Source organism: Kitasatospora sp. NPDC050463 (assembly GCF_040655255.1).
In the GTDB taxonomy this organism is placed as follows: domain Bacteria; phylum Actinomycetota; class Actinomycetes; order Streptomycetales; family Streptomycetaceae; genus Kitasatospora.
On record NZ_JBFAJO010000045.1, the window covers coordinates 1 to 17,110 of the forward strand.

16 protein-coding genes are annotated in these 17,110 nt (G+C 72.8%); 8 read left to right on the plus strand and 8 right to left on the minus strand.

Features of this window, described 5'->3' with window-relative positions; genetic code table 11:
• Nucleotides 1-136: 136 nt before the first annotated feature.
• From alc to AB0J08_RS26000, 5 genes are all read right to left on the minus strand, one after another.
• The gene (gene alc / locus AB0J08_RS25980; RefSeq protein ID WP_360638955.1) at nt 137-1,402 is read right to left on the minus strand and encodes an allantoicase; all 1,266 of its coding nucleotides are present in this window, start codon (nt 1,400-1,402) and stop codon (nt 137-139) included.
• Nucleotides 1,399-2,778: an allantoinase AllB gene (allB, locus tag AB0J08_RS25985; protein ID WP_360638959.1), complete on the minus strand. Its 1,380-nt coding sequence runs from the start codon at nt 2,776-2,778 to the stop codon at nt 1,399-1,401. Before allB ends, alc begins: the two co-directional genes overlap by 4 nt.
• 174 nt (nt 2,779-2,952) lie before the next feature.
• Complete coding sequence (locus tag AB0J08_RS25990; RefSeq protein ID WP_360638962.1) at nt 2,953-4,095, minus strand: glycerate kinase; 1,143 nt, start codon at nt 4,093-4,095, stop codon at nt 2,953-2,955.
• Between the two features lie 319 nt (nt 4,096-4,414).
• Entirely contained in the window at nt 4,415-5,302 is an 888-nt protein-coding gene (locus AB0J08_RS25995) for a 2-hydroxy-3-oxopropionate reductase (RefSeq protein ID WP_360638965.1), read from the minus strand.
• Between the two features lie 43 nt (nt 5,303-5,345).
• Complete coding sequence (locus AB0J08_RS26000) at nt 5,346-6,215, minus strand: TIM barrel protein (RefSeq protein ID WP_360638968.1); 870 nt, start codon at nt 6,213-6,215, stop codon at nt 5,346-5,348.
• Between the two features lie 217 nt (nt 6,216-6,432).
• Between AB0J08_RS26000 and AB0J08_RS26005 the strand changes: the two genes are divergently transcribed.
• The 7 genes from AB0J08_RS26005 to AB0J08_RS26035 all read left to right on the plus strand — a co-directional run bounded on the left by AB0J08_RS26005 (nt 6,433) and on the right by AB0J08_RS26035 (nt 12,346).
• Nucleotides 6,433-6,687, plus strand: a complete 255-nt coding sequence (locus AB0J08_RS26005; RefSeq protein WP_329490596.1) for a thiamine-binding protein — start codon at nt 6,433-6,435, stop codon at nt 6,685-6,687.
• Entirely contained in the window at nt 6,684-7,064 is a 381-nt protein-coding gene (locus AB0J08_RS26010; RefSeq protein WP_360638971.1) for a helix-turn-helix domain-containing protein, read from the plus strand. The genes AB0J08_RS26005 and AB0J08_RS26010 overlap by 4 nt, the downstream gene beginning before the upstream one ends.
• Before the next feature lie 226 nt (nt 7,065-7,290).
• The gene (gene uraD / locus AB0J08_RS26015) at nt 7,291-7,794 is read left to right on the plus strand and encodes a 2-oxo-4-hydroxy-4-carboxy-5-ureidoimidazoline decarboxylase (protein WP_360638974.1); all 504 of its coding nucleotides are present in this window, start codon (nt 7,291-7,293) and stop codon (nt 7,792-7,794) included.
• Nucleotides 7,795-7,854: 60 nt separating this feature from the next.
• Nucleotides 7,855-8,190: a hydroxyisourate hydrolase gene (uraH, locus tag AB0J08_RS26020; RefSeq protein ID WP_360638977.1), complete on the plus strand. Its 336-nt coding sequence runs from the start codon at nt 7,855-7,857 to the stop codon at nt 8,188-8,190.
• A 26-nt stretch (nt 8,191-8,216) separates the two neighbouring features.
• Entirely contained in the window at nt 8,217-9,131 is a 915-nt protein-coding gene (pucL, locus tag AB0J08_RS26025) for a factor-independent urate hydroxylase (protein ID WP_360638981.1), read from the plus strand.
• Nucleotides 9,132-9,411: 280 nt separating this feature from the next.
• Nucleotides 9,412-10,890 carry a nucleobase:cation symporter-2 family protein gene (locus AB0J08_RS26030; protein WP_360638984.1) on the plus strand — a complete coding sequence of 493 codons (1,479 nt, stop codon included), beginning with the start codon at nt 9,412-9,414 and terminating at the stop codon, nt 10,888-10,890.
• A gap of 70 nt (nt 10,891-10,960) precedes the next feature.
• Nucleotides 10,961-12,346, plus strand: a complete 1,386-nt coding sequence (locus AB0J08_RS26035) for an 8-oxoguanine deaminase (protein WP_360638987.1) — start codon at nt 10,961-10,963, stop codon at nt 12,344-12,346.
• Nucleotides 12,347-12,512: 166 nt separating this feature from the next.
• Here AB0J08_RS26035 and AB0J08_RS26040 read toward each other — a convergent pair whose 3' ends face one another.
• Nucleotides 12,513-13,760, minus strand: coding sequence for an MFS transporter (locus AB0J08_RS26040; protein WP_360638990.1), 1,248 nt, complete (start codon nt 13,758-13,760; stop codon nt 12,513-12,515).
• A gap of 55 nt (nt 13,761-13,815) precedes the next feature.
• On the opposite strand from AB0J08_RS26040, the gene AB0J08_RS26045 reads away from it, so the two are divergent.
• Nucleotides 13,816-14,832: a helix-turn-helix domain-containing protein gene (locus tag AB0J08_RS26045; protein WP_360638993.1), complete on the plus strand. Its 1,017-nt coding sequence runs from the start codon at nt 13,816-13,818 to the stop codon at nt 14,830-14,832.
• A gap of 94 nt (nt 14,833-14,926) precedes the next feature.
• Here the strand turns inward: AB0J08_RS26045 and AB0J08_RS26050 are convergent, their stop codons facing one another.
• Together AB0J08_RS26050 and aceB are read right to left on the minus strand one after the other, a co-directional pair.
• The gene (locus AB0J08_RS26050; protein ID WP_360638996.1) at nt 14,927-15,313 is read right to left on the minus strand and encodes a gamma-glutamylcyclotransferase; all 387 of its coding nucleotides are present in this window, start codon (nt 15,311-15,313) and stop codon (nt 14,927-14,929) included.
• Nucleotides 15,314-15,453: 140 nt separating this feature from the next.
• Nucleotides 15,454-17,106, minus strand: a complete 1,653-nt coding sequence (aceB, locus tag AB0J08_RS26055; RefSeq protein WP_360638999.1) for a malate synthase A — start codon at nt 17,104-17,106, stop codon at nt 15,454-15,456.
• Nucleotides 17,107-17,110: the final 4 nt, after the last annotated feature.

Consider the following 17,110-nt stretch of genomic DNA (forward strand, 5'->3'; position numbering starts at 1 on the left):
TCGACGTGCTGTGGGCGATGCTGCGTGACAAGAGGCTGTTCACCTCCGCCCCGCCGGTCACGCAGACGGCTTGACACGGTCATTGAGATTCCTTCAGGGTCGATAAGGCGTGCGTGGAGAAGGGAGTGACGGCGGTTCAGACGCCGAGCAGGCGCCAGACGGCCGAGCGGCGGCGGGAGGAGTGCTCGCCGTCCGGTCCGTCGCCCGGCTGCAGCGCGGCGACGGCGGCGGTGGCCGCGGCCCGGTCCGCCAGCGGGCGGGCGGCGGCCAGTGCGGCGGCCTCCGCGCCGGTGAGACCGGCCCCGGTGAGCGCGGCGGTGGCCTCGGCGGCCGGGACGGCGTCGAACCAGCGCAGTGCGAGGGCCGCGCGGCCTGCCTCGGTCAGGCGGCCGGTGAGACGCAGGCGGGCGAGGCCGCCGTCCGGGTGGACGTTGATCCGCACATGGGTCACCGGGCGGCCGACGTCGAGTCGGAAGCGGTGCCGGGTGTCGGGCTGGAGGCGGGTCCGGGGCAGGATCTCGAACCAGCCGTCGCGGTCGGTGGCGGGATCCCCGCCGGCCGAGGCGTCGTAGCCGGTCAGGTCGGCCCAGCCGGGAGCGTTGGCGACGAAGTGGGTGGTGTCCACCTCGGCGGCCAGGACCTCGCCGCCCCCGGCCAGGGCGATCTGCACCCAGTCGTTGGCCTTGTCGCGCCGACGCCGGGTCTCCCAGCCCTCGCCCATGACGGAGGCGCGACCGGGAGCGTTCAGGTTGTGCGGGGAGGAGAAGTAGCGGTCGGACGCCGCCTCGGCCACGCCGCCGTACTCCTGGGCGGCCAGGTCGAAGGTGAGGCCGTCCAGCTCGCGCGGGTCGGGCAGCACCTCGCCGTGCACCCGCAGCCGGGCGACCCCGCCGTCCGGGAAGATGTTGAGGCGCACATGGGTGTAGCGGGTGTCGTCGCGTATCGCGAACTCGTGCGCGGTGTCGCCCTGGAGCGGGGTGCGCGGCAGCAGTTCGACCCAGTCGGCGGCCGCGAGCTCCGCCGGCGACGGGTGCCCGGGGACGGCGGCGGCCTCGACCGAGGCGCTCTCCGGGTAGTTGCCGGTGAAGTGCGCGGTGTCGACGATCAGCCCGCGGATGACGCCGCCGACGCCGAGCCGCACGACCGCCCAGTCGTGGTCCTCGTCGGCGGGGTGCGGCTGGTCGGCGCCGGCGCCGCGGCGGCGCCTGGACTCCCAGCCGTCCATGATCTGGCCCTTGTGGCCGAAGGTGTGCGGGCGGAACTCGGCGGGCTTGGCGACCAGCAGGTTCTCCGCGTCCGCGAAGGTGTCCTCGTTGGTGGCGACGACGCCCGCGCCGAGCAGCCGCGACGCCAGGTCGACCAGCTCGGTGAACGGGGCGCTCGGGGTGTTGACGGTGCTCACTGGGTCTCCTGGTGACGGGTGATCCGGCGGCCGAAGGGCTCGGCGGCGGTGTCGACCACCCGGCCGCGCAGCCAGGTGGTGCGGACGGCGCCGGTCAGCGTGCGGCCCGCGTAGGGGGTGACGGGATTGCGGTGGTGCAGCTCGGCGGCCTGGACCGCGAACGCGCCGTCCGGGTCGAAGGCGACCAGGTCGGCGTCGTGACCGACGGCGATGGCGCCCTTGGTGCCGGTGAGACCGACCAGCGAGGCCGGGCCGCTCGCCATCCAGCGGACCACGTCGGACAGGGTGTGGCCGCGCCGGCGGGCTTCGGTCCAGATCGCCGGCAGGCCGAGCTGGAGGGAGGCGATGCCGCCCCAGGCCGCCGCGAAGTCGCCGCTGCCGCCGTACTCGGGCAGCAGCTTGAGGTCCGGGGTGGAGGGCGAGTGGTCGGAGACGATCGCGATGAACTCCCCGGCGGCCAGGGCGGCCCAGAGTTCGTCGCGGTTGGCCTCGTCGCGGATCGGCGGACAGCACTTGAACGCGGTGTCGCCGTCCGGCACCTCCTCGGCGGCCAGCGTGAGGTAGTGCGGGCAGGTCTCGGCGGTCACCCGGACGCCGTCCGCGCGGGCCTGGCGCAGCAGCGGCAGCACCGCGGCGGAGGAGACGTGCAGGATGTGGACCCGGGCGCCGGTGCGCCGAGCGGTGTCGAGCAGCCGGGCGACGGCCGCGGTCTCGGCGCCGGCGGGGCGGGAGGCGAGGAAGTCGCGGTAGTGGACGCCGGATTGCTGGGGGGCGGCGGCGAGCACGGCCGGATCCTCGGCGTGGATGATCGCCAGCGCGCCGATCCGGGCCTGCTCGGCCAGTGCGGCCTCCAGGTCGGCCTGTTCGACGTGCGGGAACTCGTCGACCCCGGACGGGGCCAGGAAGCTCTTGAAGCCGAACACGCCCGCGCGGTGCAGTGGTTCGAGATCCGGGACGTTGCCGGGGACGGCGCCGCCCCAGAAGCCGAGGTCGACCCAGGCCTGGCCCTCGGCGGTCTTCCGCTTGACCTCCAGGCCGTCCACCGTGGTGGTGGGCGGGATCGAGTTGAGCGGCATGTCGATGATCGTGGTGACACCGCCGGCGGCCGCGGCCCGGGTGGCGGTGGCGAAGCCCTCCCACTCGGTCCGGCCGGGCTCGTTGACGTGCACGTGGGTGTCGACCAGACCGGGGAGCAGGGCGGTGTCGCCGAGGTCGGTCGACTGCCGGTCGCCGGCGGTGAGCGCGCCGTACTCGGCGATCCGCTCGATCGTCCCGTTCCGGATCAGCACGTCGGCGGGACGCTCGCCGTCCGGGAGGACGACCCGGCGGGATCGGATCACCGCCGCCTCGCTGAAGGACGCCTCGCTGGGGGGCATGGGGGACCTCCGAAACTGGGTACGAGTGGGGTGTGCCGAAGGAATGCCCGGAGCCTAGGGCCGCCTTCAACAAAACGTCAATGTAGGAAGATACGAGAGCCGGACGGACCGGACGGTCCGCTCGGGAGAGGCGGTCGGACCGGCCGGGAGCGCCGGGAGCGCCCGCCGGACGACTCAGCCGCTCAGCAGCGCGAGCGCGAGCCGCTCCCCCGCGACCTCGGCCAGCTCCGCCGCCCGGGTCATGCTGTCCCCCGGCCGTTCGGCCAGGTCGGTGAGCGCGTACGCGGCGGTGAAGCCGGCCGCCCGCCACTCGCGCTCCCCCAGCTCCAGCCGTCCGGCCACGGCGGCCACCCGAACCCCCGCCCGAGTGGCCGCCGCGGCGACTCCGGCGGGTGCCTTGCCGTGGAGCGTCTGAGCGTCCAGGCAGCCCTCGCCGGTCACGACGAGGCGTGCCCCACGCACGGCCTCGTCGAAACCCAGCAGTTCGAGCATCAACTCGATGCCGGGTCGCATGGTGGCGCCGAGCAGGGCGAGGGCGGCGAAGCCCACCCCGCCCGCGGCCCCGGCGCCGGGAGCCTCCCGGACGTCCCGGCCGACGGCCTCGCCGACCAGGTCGGCGAAGCGGGTCAGCCCCTCCTCCAGAACCACCAGGTCGCCGCCGTCGGCGCCCTTCTGCGGTCCGTAGACGGCGGTCGCGCCGCGCGGGCCGAGCAGCGGGTTGTCCACGTCGCAGGCCACCACGACCTCGACGCCGGCGAGCACGCCGGCCAGCGGTCCGAGGTCGATCCGGGCCAGCTTGCGCAGCGCGCCGCCGCCGGGCGGCAGCTCGCCGCCGTCGGCGTCCCGCAGGCCGACGCCGAGCGCCTGGACCATGCCCGCGCCACCGTCGGTGCAGGCGCTGCCGCCGAGGCCGAGCACGATCCGCTTGGCCCCCAGGGCCACCGCCCGGGCGATCAGTTGGCCGACCCCGTAGGAGCCGGCCGCGAGCGGGGCGGTACGGCCGCCGGGGAGCCTCGCCAGCCCGGAGGACTGCGCCAGCTCGACCACGGCGGTGTCGCCCCGGACGGCGAGCGCGGCGTCCACCGGCAGGCCGGTGGGGCCGGCCACCTTGGCCGGGATCCGGGTGAACCCGGCCGCCAGAGCGGCGGCCAGGGTGCCCTCGCCGCCGTCGGCGACGGGCAGTTCGCGGACCTCGACACCGGGCGCGGCACGGCGGATGCCGGCGGCGATCCGGGCGGCGACGTCGGCGCCCTCCAGGGTGCCCTTGAACTTGTCGGGAGCTACGACCACATGGCCCTGGGTGGGGGTGGCGGGCATGGTGCGGGCCTCACTTCCGGACGGTTCTGGCGCTGGTTCGTCAAGCATGTGCCCCGGAGGGCCGGGGTGCGGCCCCCTCCCCGCCGTTCCCCTCGTCCCGCTTCCGACGTACGAGAGGCTCCCCTCGGCGAGGGAGGGGGCCGGGCGACGCGCTGGCACGACCGAAGTGCCCCCGACAGGGGAGTGCGCGCCGCCGGTTGGTCGATCGGCAGGAGGCGGATGAGCCCCGGCCCGCCTGCCGATCGGCTTGGCCTCCTGGTGGCGCGGGCACGACCGGATAGGTACACGCCACCAGGAGGAGTCAGTGGTAGCGCGGGGGCTACTCGACCTCGCGGCCGGAGAGCCGCTCGACGCCGCGCAGCAGCGCCGAGTGGTCCAGCGAACCGTCGCCGTTGGCACGGGCGGAGGCGACCAGCTGGGCGACCACGGCGCCGACCGGCAGCGCGGCGCCCACGGCGCGGGCGGCGTCGGTGACGATGCCCATGTCCTTGTGGTGCAGGTCGATCCGGAAGCCCGGCGCGAACTCGCGGTTCAGCATGTTCGCCTTCTTGCGGTTCAGCACGGTGGAGCCGGCCAGGCCGCCGCCGAGCACGTCCAGGGCGGCGGCGAGGTCGACACCGGCGTTCTCCAGGAACACCACGGCCTCGGCCAGCACCTGGATGTTGACGGCGACGATCAGCTGATTGGCGGCCTTGACGGTCTGGCCGGCGCCGGCCGGGCCGACGTGGACGACCGTGGTGCCCAGCGCGTCGAACAGCGGCTTGGCCTCGGCGAAGTCCTCGGCCGCGCCACCGACCATGATCGAAAGCACCGCCTCGACGGCACCGGCCTCGCCACCGGAGACCGGGGCGTCCAGGGTGCGGACGCCCTTCTCCCTGGCGGCGGCCTCCACCTTGATCGAGGTCTGCGGGGTGATGCTCGACATGTCGATGACGAGCGTGCCGGGCCGCACGTTCTCCAGCACACCGCCCTCGCCGAGGATGGCCTGCTCGACGTGCGGGTCGGCCGGGACCATGGTGATGACGACCTCGGCGTCCTTCACCGCGTCCGCGATGCTGCTCGCACCGTGGCCGCCGGCCGCGACCAGGGCGTCGATCTGCGGCTGGGTGAGGTTGTAGCCGGTGACGTGGTGGCCGGCCTTGACCAGGTTGGCGGCCATCGGGCTGCCCATGATGCCGAGGCCGATGAAGGCGATCTTGCGGCTCATCGCGTCGTTCCTTTGTACGTGGTGGGGTGAGGGTGGCGAGGGCCTACTTGGCGGCGCGGTGCTCGCGCGGCAGCCACTCGAAGCTGTCGGCGCTGACGCCGGTGGAGGGGCGGTACTCCAGGCCGATCCGGCCGCCCCCGGCGGAGCCGCCGACCGGCCCGTAGCCGGCGGCGGTCAGGCGCGCGAAGAGGTCCTCGAAGTCGAGCCCGCCGGTGCCGGGCTCGTTGCGGCCGGGGGTGTCGGCGATCTGGACGTGGCCGAAGCGGTCGGCGTAGGTGTCGATGACGGCCGCCAGGTCCTCGCCGTTCCTGGCCAGGTGGTAGAGGTCGCAGAGGAACTTCGCGTTGCCCAGGCCGGTCGCGGCGTTGACCTTGTCGACGACCTCGACCGCGGCGGCCGCGGAGACCAGCGGGTAGTCCGGGGACTCGGGCTTGTTCAGCGCCTCGATCAGCAGGATCGCGCCGATCTCGTGGGCGGCCCTCGCGGCGACGACGAGGTTCTCCAGCGCGAGCGCGTCCTGCTCGGCCGGGTCCACGCCCTCGATCCGGTTGCCGTAGAGCGCGTTGAGCGCCGTGGCGCCGAGCGAGGCGGCCAGAGCGGCGGCGACCGGGACGTTGGCGCGGAAGCGCTCCCGCTCGGCCGGGACCGAGACCGTGCCGCGGGCGCCCTTGGCGAGGTCGTCCAGGAAGTTGAGGCCGGTGAGCCGCACGCCGGCGTCGGCGAAGGCCTTGCGAAGCGCGTCCTGCTCGGCCTGGGACGGGGCGTGCTCCTCGCCGAACGGCCACCACAGCTCGGCGGCGGTGAAGCCGGCGGCGGCGGCAGCGGCCGGGCGCTCCAGGAGCGGGAGCTCACCGAACAGGATCGACAGGTTGACGGTGAAGCTGTGCGCGGCGGCGGCAGTCACGTCAATCACCTCTCATCTCTCTTCCGTCTGTCCGCAACTTCCACGATCCGGAAGAGCGATTCTGCTTTATGGAAGCATGTCCGTCACGTCGAGCGGGTGTCAAGAGCGCCGCAACAATTTGTTGAAGCGGCCGGAACCGCTCCCCCACCCCGGGTCCGCCCTGTTCGATCCACCAGCCGCCGACCGCTCGATGACCGGGCGCACCCCCGCTCGGTACAGTGAGCAGGTGCGATTGATGGTGGAGTTCACGACAGAACCGTTCGAACTGGACACGTTCCCGGAGCACGCCGTGGCGGCCCGGAAGGTGGTCGACGAAGCCGGACTGGCCGTCGCGGTCGGCCCCTTCGGAACCGGCGCGGAAGGCGAGGCCGACCAGGTCCTGGCCGCCGTGACCAAGCTGCTCCGGGAGACCCTGGACGCCGGCGCGACCCGGATCTCGGTCCAGGTCAGCGTGCTCGGCGAGGAGGGCGGTACGCCGTGACCGAGCACGTGGACCACCCGCTCGCCGTGGCGATGAAGCCGCTGCTGGACGCCGTCGGCGCGACGCCCGTACCACTGGCGGAGGCGAAGTCCGAGGACGTCCTGCTGGAGTGGGAGGGCGCCCCGGCCCTGGCCGTCCGCCTGCCGCACCTGAGCAGTGCGCTGGACCGGCTGCTGGCCGAGATGACCCGCCAGTTCGACGGCCGCCCGCTGACCGAGCTGGACCGCTGGGAGAAGCAGCGCGTGGTCGCCCTGCTGGAGGAGCGGGGCGCCTTCACCGTCCGCCACGGGGTGGAGACGGTCGCCTCGGCACTCGGCGTGAGCCGCTTCACCGTGTACAACTACCTCAACCGCCAGGACGGCACGAAGTCCGGCTGAGCGTGCGACCCCGGAGTCCGGCCGACGCGGCCGGCCGGGTGAACCCCGCCGGCCCGGCCAGTCTTCACCAGCTCCCGGCGGGGCACACTTGTCTCATCGCACACGAAACGGCCCGGTAACCGGGGGCGGTTCAAAACGTAACCACCAACCGTTCAACAAAGTGTTGACGACCTGGTTGGGTGGATCTAGCTTGTGCGGGTGGCACCACTCTTCAGGAGGTCCACCCGTGACCAACCACCCCCACGCCCTTGACGCCCTGGCGGCGGCCGACGCCGCCGAGCTGAGGGAGATCCTGCTGGAGGTCTGCTCCAGCACCACCTGGGCCGACGCCGTGGCCTCGGCCCGACCCTGGTCCGACCGTGCGGCCCTGCTCGACGCCAACGCGGCGGCCATGGCCGCCCTGACGGTCGCCGACCTGCACGACGCGATGGCCGGCCACGCCCGGATCGGCACGCCCAAGGCGGGCGACGCCACCTCCGAGCGCGAACAGGCCGGCATCCGGGGAGTGGACACCGCACTCCTCGACGAGCTGCACGAGGCCAACGCCGCCTACGAGGCCAAGTTCGGTCACGTGTTCCTGATCTGCGCCACCGGCCGCACCGCGGACACCATGCTCGCCGCCCTGCGGGAGCGCTACCCCAACGACACCGCCACCGAGGCGGAGATCGTCCGGGGCGAGCTGCGCAAGATCAACGACATTCGGATCAACCGCCTGCTCGACGAGAACTGACGTCTCGTCACGTAGGTTCGACGCATCGTCACACCTGCCATCAGTAAGGTCACTCCACCCATGACTGGCATCTCCACCCACGTGCTCGACACCAGCCTCGGCCGCCCGGCCGAGGGTGTCCCGGTCGAGCTCGCACTGCACACCGAGGGTGGCTGGAAGGTGCTCGGCACCTCCGCCACGGACTCCGACGGCCGGGCCAAGGACCTGCCGGCCGCGGAGGCGGGCTCGGTCGTCCGGCTGCTCTTCGACACCGCCGCGTACTACGCGCGCACGTCGCAGGAGCCGCCGTTCTTCCCCGAGGTCTCGATCGTCTTCACGGTCGCGCCCGCGCAGCACCACTACCACGTACCGCTGCTGCTGAACCCGTTCGGATACTCGGTCTACCGCGGAAGCTAGACCGCTTGATTGATTGGGAGCCTGTCATGGCCCACGTGCTCGGTCAGAACCAGTACGGCAAGGCGGAGAACCGCATCGTCCGCGTCTACCGTGACAGCACCCGTCACGAGATCAAGGACCTGAACGTCTCGGTCGCCCTCTCCGGCGACCTCGACGACGTCCACCTCACCGGCTCGAACGCCAACTGCCTGCCCACCGACACCACCAAGAACACCGTCTTCGCCTTCGCGAAGGAGTACGGGATCGAGTCCGCGGAGCAGTTCGGCATCACGCTGGCACGCCACTTCGTGGACAACAACGAGCCGATCCACCGCGCCCGGATCCGGATCGAGGAGTACACCTGGGACCGGATCCGGACCCCGGACAACTCGGCCCGCTTCATCGGCTCCGAGGAGGTCGGCCACTCCTTCGTCCGCCAGGGCCAGGAGACCAGGACCAGCGAGATCGTCTACGACGGCGAGACGGTCCAGGTCATCTCGGGCCTGAAGGACCTCGTGGTGATGAACTCCACCAACTCGGAGTTCTGGGGCTACATCAAGGACAAGTACACCACCCTGCAGGAGGCCTACGACCGCATCCTCGCCACCCAGGTGACGGCGCGGTGGAAGTACGGCTTCGACGGCCGGGACGACGAGCCCCAGCCCAACTGGAACCGCTCCTACACCCATGTGCGGCGGCACCTCCTGGAGGCGTTCGCCGAGACCTACTCCTACTCGCTGCAGCAGACCCTGCACTCGATGGGCACCCGGGTCCTGAACAACCGCGCCGAGGTGGACGAGGTACGCCTCGAACTGCCCAACAAGCACCACTTCCTCGTCGACCTGGAGCCGTTCGGCCTCAAGAACGACAACGAGGTCTACTACGCCGCCGACCGGATGTACGGCCTGATCGAGGGCACCGTGCACCGCGAGGGCGTCGTCCCGGTGATCCCGGTCGCCTGACCGCCCCCACCCCATGGACCCCGCCCGGCACCACCGCACCCTCCGGCCTCCCACGGCCGGCTGGTGCCGGACGGTTCGCAGTACCCGCACCTCCTGCACCAGACGTTTCTCCACCCCCCACCAACCGGAGACCGTGCCCGCCTCACGGCGGCCGGCCCGGGGTGCTGGAGAGGCCGGCCGAGGGACCCTTGCACCGCCGTCCCGCCCTCGGCCACCAGGCAGTCGACACGTCTCCAGCGCCGCGGGCGCGCCGAGAGCCAGGGCACAAGAGGGGCTCGACATGGCACTCCGCTCCACCCGCACCACAGACGGCGGTTCCACCCCGGACAGAGACATCGTCCATGGGCCTCCGGGCCCGGACGGTGTGTCGACCAACCTCCCCGACGCACCGTCCGGCTCGGGGGTCCACCCCGTGGACGAGCTGCTGCCGCCGGTGAAACTGATCTCCACCGGACTGCAGCACGTCGCCGCGATGTACGCGGGAGTCGTCGCTCCCCCGCTCATCGTCGGCGCCGGCGTGGGGCTCTCACCCACCGAGCTCGCCCTCCTCATCTCGGCCAGCCTGTTCACCGCCGGACTGGCCACCCTCCTGCAGACCCTCGGCATCTGGAAGATCGGCGCGCGGCTGCCGTTCGTGAACGGCGTCTCGTTCGCGGGCGTCGCGCCCATGATCGCCATAGCCGAGGAGCACGGACCGAAGGACGCCCTCCCGGTGATCTTCGGAGCGGTGATCGTCGCGGGGCTCCTGTGCTTCCTCGCGGCGCCGTACTTCTGCAAACTGATCAGGTTCTTCCCGCCGGTCGTCCAGGGCACCGTGATCACCCTCATCGGGGTGTCCCTGCTGCCGGTGGCGGTCAACTGGGCGCGCGGCGGTTCGCCGGCCGCGCCCGGGTACGGCTCCATGCGGGCCATCGGCCTCGCCGCGATCACCCTCCTCGCGGTGGTGCTCTGCAACCGGCTGCTGCGCGGCTTCTGGCAACAGCTCTCCCTGCTCGTCGGACTGGCGATCGGCACCCTGCTCGCCTTCCCGCTCGGGCTGGCCGACTTCGGCGCGGTGCGGGACGCGAAGGTCTTCGCGCTCCCGTCCCCGTTCCACTTCGGCGCCCCCCTGTTCGATGCGGCCGCCATCGTCTCGCTCTGCATCGTCATGGTGGTCTCGATGACCGAGTCCACCGCCGACATGCTGGCGCTCGGGAGGATCGTCGACCGCGAGGCCGACGAACCCACGCTCGCCGCGGGCCTGCGGGCGGACGGGCTGGCCACCGCCCTGAGCCCGGTCTTCAACGGCTTCGCCGCCAGCGCCTTCGCCCAGAACATCGGCCTGGTGGCGCTGACGAAGATCCGCAGCCGCTTCGTGGTCGCGGCCGGCGGAGGCATCCTGATCCTGCTCGGGCTCTTCCCGGTGCTCGGATCGGTCGTCTCCCTCGTACCGCAGCCCGTCCTGGGCGGTGCCGGGATCGTGCTCTTCGGCACGGTCGCGGCGAGCGGCATCCGCACCCTCGCGGAGGCCGGCATGGAGTCCAGCTCCAACACCGTCCTGGTTTCGGTCGCGCTCGGGGTCGGCATCATCCCGATCGCGGCGCCGACCTTCTACGACGCGTTCCCGGAGGCCGTCCGCACCCTCCTGCACTCCGGGATCTCGGCCGGCAGCGTGATGGCCGTCCTGCTCAACCTGCTCTTCCACCACGTCGGAGTAGCCCGTCGGTCGCCGACCGACGAGCCCCCCGCCACGACGGTGCCGACGGCGACACCGTCCTGACCGGTTGACGGAGGGCGCGTGCCGCTCATCGCGCGCCCTCCGTCAACCCTCCCCCCATAGGAGTAACGCCATGGCAGTCCAGCCCCCACCCGCCGACCAGCGGATCGTGATCGAGAACGTCGCGATCGCGACGGTCGACGCCAACGACACCGAGTACGCCCGCGGCCACGTGGTCGTCCTCGGCAACAGGATCGAGTCGGTCGGCGACGGCCCCGCCCCGCAGTGGCTGGACAACGTGGTACGCCGGATCAACGGCGAGGGCCACCTCGTCACCCCCGGCCTGGTCAACACCCACCACCACTTCTACCAGTGGATCACCCGCGGGCTCGCCCAGGACAACATCCTCTTCGACTGGCTGGTCGCCCTCTACCCGACCTGGGCCCGGATCGACGACAAGCTCGTGCACGCCGCCGCCCAGGGCTCGGCCGCCGCGCTGCTCAAGTCCGGCTGCACCACCGCGGCGGACCACCACTACGTCTTCCCCCAGGACGGCGGCGACATCCTCGGCGCCGAGATCGAGGCCGTCCAGGAGCTCGGCATGCGCTTCACCGCGCTGCGCGGCTCGATGGACCGCAGCAAGAAGGACGGCGGTCTGCCGCCGGACCACGCGGTCGAGAACACCGAGGAGATCCTGATCGCCTCCGAGGCCGCCGTCGACCGGTACCACGACGCCTCCTTCGACTCGATGCTTCAGATCGCCATCGCACCCTGCTCGCCCTTCTCGGTCTCCACCGAGCTGATGCGCGAGGCCGCCGTGCTGGCCCGCCGCAAGGGCGTCCGGCTGCACACCCACGGCTCCGAGACCGCCGAGGAGGAGGCGTTCTGCAAGGAGCTGTTCGGCATGGGCCCGACCGACTACTTCGAGTCGGTCGGCTGGCTGGGCGAGGACGTCTGGATGGCGCACTGCGTCCACATGAACGACTCCGACATCGCCAAGTTCGCCGAGACCGGCACCGGTGTCGCGCACTGCCCGTCCTCCAACGCCCGCCTGGCCGCCGGCATCGCCCGCGTCCCCGACATGCTGAAGGCCGGCGTCCCGGTCGGCCTCGGCGTGGACGGCACCGCCTCCAACGAGTCCGGCGAGCTGGGCACCGAGCTGCGCAACGCCCTGCTGATCAACCGTCTGCACGGCTACCCGACCGCACTCACCGGCCGCCAGGCGCTGCGCCTGGGCACCATGGGCGGCGCCCGGGTGCTCGGCCGGCACAACGAGATCGGCTCGATCGAGGCCGGCAAGCTGGCCGACCTCGCCCTGTGGAAGATCGACGGCATCATGCACTCCTCGATCGCCGACCCGATCGCCGCCCTGACCCTCGGCGCCCTGCCGCCGCTCGCCGCCCTCTTCGTCAACGGCAACGCCGTCGTCGAGAAGGGTCAGCTGACCGCGGTGAACGAGGACCGGATCGCCCAGGCCTGCGCCCGCGCCGCCAAGGAGCTCGCCGCCCGACCCGTGTGACCCCCTGAACTCCGGGCCGCCCCAGGGACGGTGCGTCACCCGGACTCCGCGGACCGGCCCCCCGGGGGCGGCACGCGGACCACAGCCCCGGACCCACGGCGAGGGTCCGGGGCTGTGGCGCGCCACGGCGGCCCGCTCCCACCCCCGTGGGAAGCGAGCCGCACGATCAGTGGCCGGCGGCCGGTTCCTCCGCCCCCCGGGTCGCAGCCGGGAGCGCGGCGCCCGCGAGCACGAAGACGCCCGCCAGGACCACCCAGCCGGCCTGACCGTGATCGACCACGGTCAGGCCGACCACCAACGGGCCGATCACGTGAGCCGCCGCCTGGCCGCTCATGAACACCCCCTGGTACTCGCCGTGGGCCCGCGGATCGGCCAGGTCCAGGCTCAGCGTCCAGCCGCCGGCGGAGGTGAGCAGCTCACCGACGCTGTGCACCAGCGCCCCCGCCAGGATCGCCCCCGCCGCCAGGGCGGCCGGACCGTGCGCCGCCGCCGCGTAGAGCAGACAGCCCACGGCCAGCAGCAAAGCGCCCCGGGCACAGGCCCGGGCCGCGGACCGGACGTCGGCCACACCGCGGCTGGCGCGTACCTGAAACACCACCACCAGCAGGCAGTTGACCACGTTGACGGCGGCGACGGCCGCCGCCGGAGCGTCCGTCGCGAGCACGATCCACACCGGGATCCCCACCGTGAGCACCGCGAACTGGAGCTCCAGCACCGCGTGCAGAGCGGTGATCACCAGGTAGCGGCGGTCACGCAGCGCCGTGCGCCGCCGGACGGAACCCGCCGGGCCGCCCTCCTGACGGACCGCCACCGCCGCGGTCGGCAGGCCGGCCAGCAGCGCCGTCGCGCCCAGGAAGCTCACGGCGTCCAGGACCATCACGGCGACGTACCCGGCGTAGCTGTCGGACTGCAGCGCCAGCGCCGCACCACTGGACCCGATCACCAGCCCCGCGTTCATCACCGAGCGCAGCAACGCCCGCGAACGCACCTGGCTCTCGGCCGGCAGCATCCGGGCGATCAGTGCGCTGCGCACCGCCGCCGCGCCGCGTTCCAGCACCGTCGCCACGCAGGCCAGCGCCACGAAGGCGGCGAACGAGTGCACGAACGCGTAGCCGACGACGGCGACCGCCTCCAGCGGCCCGACCACCGTCAGCAGCCGCCGGGCGCCCACCCGGTCGGCGAGCCGGCCCATCGGCACCCCGGCGAACACCCCGCAGACACCGGCCATGCTCAGCCCGAGCGCCACCCCGCCGGGGGTCAGGCCGACGGAACGGGTCAGGAAGAGCACGCTGACCGTCACGAACAGGCCGTTGCCGACGGTGTTCACCAGACTCATCAGGGCGAGCCTGCGCAGCAGTGGGTCGGCCGGCAGCAGCCGGCGAACGGCCGAGGGGGGCACCGCGGTGGAAGTCATGGCAGTAGGACAGCGGGCTTCCCGGACCGGTGGAACTCATTTACCGTTACGGTCAATGTTCGAGTTCCACTTGGGCGTCGACGACCTCGCCGCCACCTGGTTCGGTTACTCCGCCCTGCAGGAGACGGTGTTGAGCATGCGCGCCCGCCGCTCGCCGGGCCGCTACCCGGAACAGCAGCCGTGGATCGCCGACTGGCAGGAGCGCTACGAGACGCTGGACACCGAGCTGCTGGAGTCGATGATCGCGCCGGTCGGCTTCGTGCCGGACTTCCTCACGCCACGGCCCGCCGGGCCGCGCCCGGACTTCGCGGCCGAGCTGGCGCGACTGGCGGCCACCCCGGCGGAGGTGGTGCGGGCGGACGTGCTGGAGGCGTACCGGGGCGGCGGGACGGCGAGCCCGCTGCCGCCGGTACTGGCCGCGCTGATCGACGACCCGGCGGCGCTGACCGCCCGGGTGGCCGAGGCGCTGGACCTGTACTGGACGCGCTGCCTCTCCCCCGCCTGGTGGCCGCGGGCCCGGTCGGTGCTGGAGGCGGACATCGCCCACCGGGGCCGGATGCTCTCGGAGCGCGGGGCGGAGGGGCTCTTCGCAGACCTCGACGTCAGGCTGACCTGGCACGCCGGGGTGCTGCGCCTCGTCGACCCGCACCCCGCCGTGAAGGCGGTGGGCACCACGGTGGACGTCGCCGGGCGGGGGCTGGTGCTGATCCCGACGCTGTTCGGGCTCGGCGCGCAGACCGACGTCACCCAGACGGGGCCGCCGCTGGTCTGCTACCCGGCGCGGGGCAAGGCGACGATGGCGGAGGGGCTGGGCCCGCAGCGGCCGGAGCGGGCGGGCGGAGCCCTGGAGGGGCTGATCGGAGCGCCGAGGGCCCGGCTGCTGGCGATGCTGACCGTCCCGGCGAGCACGACGGAGCTGGCCCAGCGGATCGGGGTCACACCGGGCGCGGTCAGCCGCCACCTGGGCGCGCTCGCCTCGGCTGGCCTGCTGGACCGCACCCGGCACGGCCACCGCGTGCTGTACCGGCGCAGCCGGCTCGGCGACGCGCTGGCCGCGGGCGGGGACGGGTGACGACGGGGAGGGTGACGACGGGTGACGGGCCCGGCGGACGGCGTCTGTCAGCGCCCCTCGGGGTCCGCCGGCTGGTCGCTGACCCCGGGCGGGCTCAGGCCGTGCGGCCGAGGGTGGCGAGGTAGGCGCGCCAGCCTCCGTACCCGGTGATCTCACGGTGGACGCCGCGGTCGGCCTCGCCGCGGGCGAGCAGCATGGAGAGGCAGGGCGTGCCGTCGGCCAGGGTGATGACGCCGAGTTCGAGCTCACGGGGCTCGCCGGGCAGGATCACGTCGCGAAGGTGTTCGAGGGTGATGTCGTACAGCTCGCCCTCGATGGCGGTGTCGACGCCCGGGTCGGCGAGCAGGCCCGGGCAGACGTCACCGATGGAGAAGAAGCGGTAGCCCGGCGCGGTGCGGACCGGGCCGACCAGCGCGTCGGCGACCGAGGCGTGGAAGGGGCCGCCGACCATGGCCTGGCCGTTGAAGAAGATGCGTGCCACGAGGGTTCCTCCGGACAGGGCCGTTCCGTACGGCGACGAGAGGACAGGTGGATTCGTCGCCGTACGGAACGGAGCAAAGGGGCGCTCCGAGTGCTACAAGCCGGCAGGCGGCAGCGGCTGCGCGCGCGGATAGATTGGGCTCAGCCCAGCAGGGGCAGCGCGGGGAGGGTCAGGAAGTCCGCGAAGTCCTCGGCCAGGGCGACCTGTTCGAAGAGCTTGGCCGCCTCGCGCCAGCGCCCACCGGCGTAGCCGTCGTCGCCCAGCTCGGCCCGGAGCCCGGCGAGCTCCTCGGCCACCAGGCGGCGCACCAGGTCGGCGGTGGCCTTCTCCCCGGTGTCGGAGAGCACGACCCCGTTGTGGATCCACTGCCAGATCTGCGAGCGGGAGATCTCGGCGGTCGCGGCGTCCTCCATCATGTTGAAGATGGCGACGGCGCCGAGGCCCCGCAGCCACGCCTCGATGTAGCGGACGCCGACCTGGACGGCGTTGTGCAGGCCCGCGCGGGTGCAGTGGCCGCCGGCGCCGGCGATGTCGAGCAGCTGCGCGGCGGTGACGGGCTCGGCCGGGCCGGGGTTCTCCTTCTGGTGCGGGCGGTCTCCGAGGACGGCGTCGAAGCTGGCGCGGGCGACCGGGACGAGGTCCGGGTGGGCGACCCAGGAGCCGTCGAAGCCGTTGCCGGCCTCACGGTCCTTGTCGGCCTTGACCTTCTCCAGGGCGGCCGCGTTGACCTCGGGGTCGCGGCGGCTGGGGATGAACGCGGCCATGCCGCCGATGGCGTGCGCGCCGCGCCGGTGGCAGGTCTGCACCAGCAGCCGGGTGTAGGCGGCCATGAACGGGGAGGCCATGGTGACGGTGTTGCGGTCCGGCAGGATGTAGTGCTCACCGGCGTCGCGGAAGTTCTTGACGATCGAGAACAGGTAGTCCCACCGGCCCGCGTTGAGCCCGGCCGCGTGGTCGCGCAGCTCGTAGAGGATCTCGTCCATCTCGAACGCGGCGGTGATGGTCTCGATCAGCACGGTGGCGCGGACGGTGCCGTGCGCGATGCCGAGCGCGGCCTGGGCGTGGGTGAAGACGTCGTTCCAGAGCCGGGCCTCCAGGTGGCTCTCGGTCTTCGGGAGGTAGAAGTAGGGGCCGGAGTTCGGGTCCTCGGCGCCGCGCGCGAGCAGCCGCGCCGCGTTGTGGAAGAAGTAGAGGCCGAAGTCGAGGAAGGCCCCGGCGACCGGTCGGCCGTCGACCAGCAGGTGGTTCTCGTCCAGGTGCCAGCCGCGCGGCCGGACCACGACGGTGGCCAGCTCGGCGGCGGGCCTGAGGGTGTAGGCCTTGCCGGCCGAGGAGGTGAAGTCGATCCGGCCCTCGAAGGCGTCGATCAGGTTGATCTGCCCGCCGATCACGTTCTCCCAGGTCGGCGAGGTGGCGTCCTCGAAGTCCGCGAGCCAGACCCGGGCGCCGGAGTTGAGGGCGTTGACGACCATCTTGCGGTCGGTGGGGCCGGTGATCTCCACCCGGCGGTCCTGGAGGGCGCGGGGGGCCTCGGCCACCGTCCAGTCACCCTCGCGGACGGCGGCCGTCTCGGGGAGGAAGTCCAGGGTGCCGGTGCGGGCGATCTCGGCACGGCGGGTCCTGCGGCGCACCAGGAGCTCCTGCCGGCGGTCCTCGAAAGCACGATGGAGGCCGACGACGAAGGCGACCGCCTCCGGAGTGAGCACCTCCTCGGCCCGGTGGACTCGCGGACCGGCGACAGTGACGACCGGAGCGGCGGGGGAGGCGCCGGCGGGTCCCTGATCTGTAGCCATGAGC

Bases quoted from the DNA above. Each gene is read 5' to 3' on its own strand.
- allB (WP_360638959.1), bottom strand. From the start codon at position 2,778: ATGCCCCCCAGCGAGGCGTCCTTCAGCGAGGCGGCGGTGATCCGATCC.
- AB0J08_RS25990 (WP_360638962.1), bottom strand. From the start codon at position 4,095: ATGCCCGCCACCCCCACCCAGGGCCATGTGGTCGTAGCTCCCGACAAG.
- AB0J08_RS25995 (WP_360638965.1), bottom strand. From the start codon at position 5,302: ATGAGCCGCAAGATCGCCTTCATCGGCCTCGGCATCATGGGCAGCCCG.
- uraH (WP_360638977.1), top strand. From the start codon at position 7,855: ATGACTGGCATCTCCACCCACGTGCTCGACACCAGCCTCGGCCGCCCG.
- pucL (WP_360638981.1), top strand. From the start codon at position 8,217: ATGGCCCACGTGCTCGGTCAGAACCAGTACGGCAAGGCGGAGAACCGC.
- AB0J08_RS26030 (WP_360638984.1), top strand. From the start codon at position 9,412: ATGGCACTCCGCTCCACCCGCACCACAGACGGCGGTTCCACCCCGGAC.
- AB0J08_RS26035 (WP_360638987.1), top strand. From the start codon at position 10,961: ATGGCAGTCCAGCCCCCACCCGCCGACCAGCGGATCGTGATCGAGAAC.
- AB0J08_RS26040 (WP_360638990.1), bottom strand. From the start codon at position 13,760: ATGACTTCCACCGCGGTGCCCCCCTCGGCCGTTCGCCGGCTGCTGCCG.
- AB0J08_RS26045 (WP_360638993.1), top strand. From the start codon at position 13,816: ATGTTCGAGTTCCACTTGGGCGTCGACGACCTCGCCGCCACCTGGTTC.
- aceB (WP_360638999.1), bottom strand. From the start codon at position 17,106: ATGGCTACAGATCAGGGACCCGCCGGCGCCTCCCCCGCCGCTCCGGTC.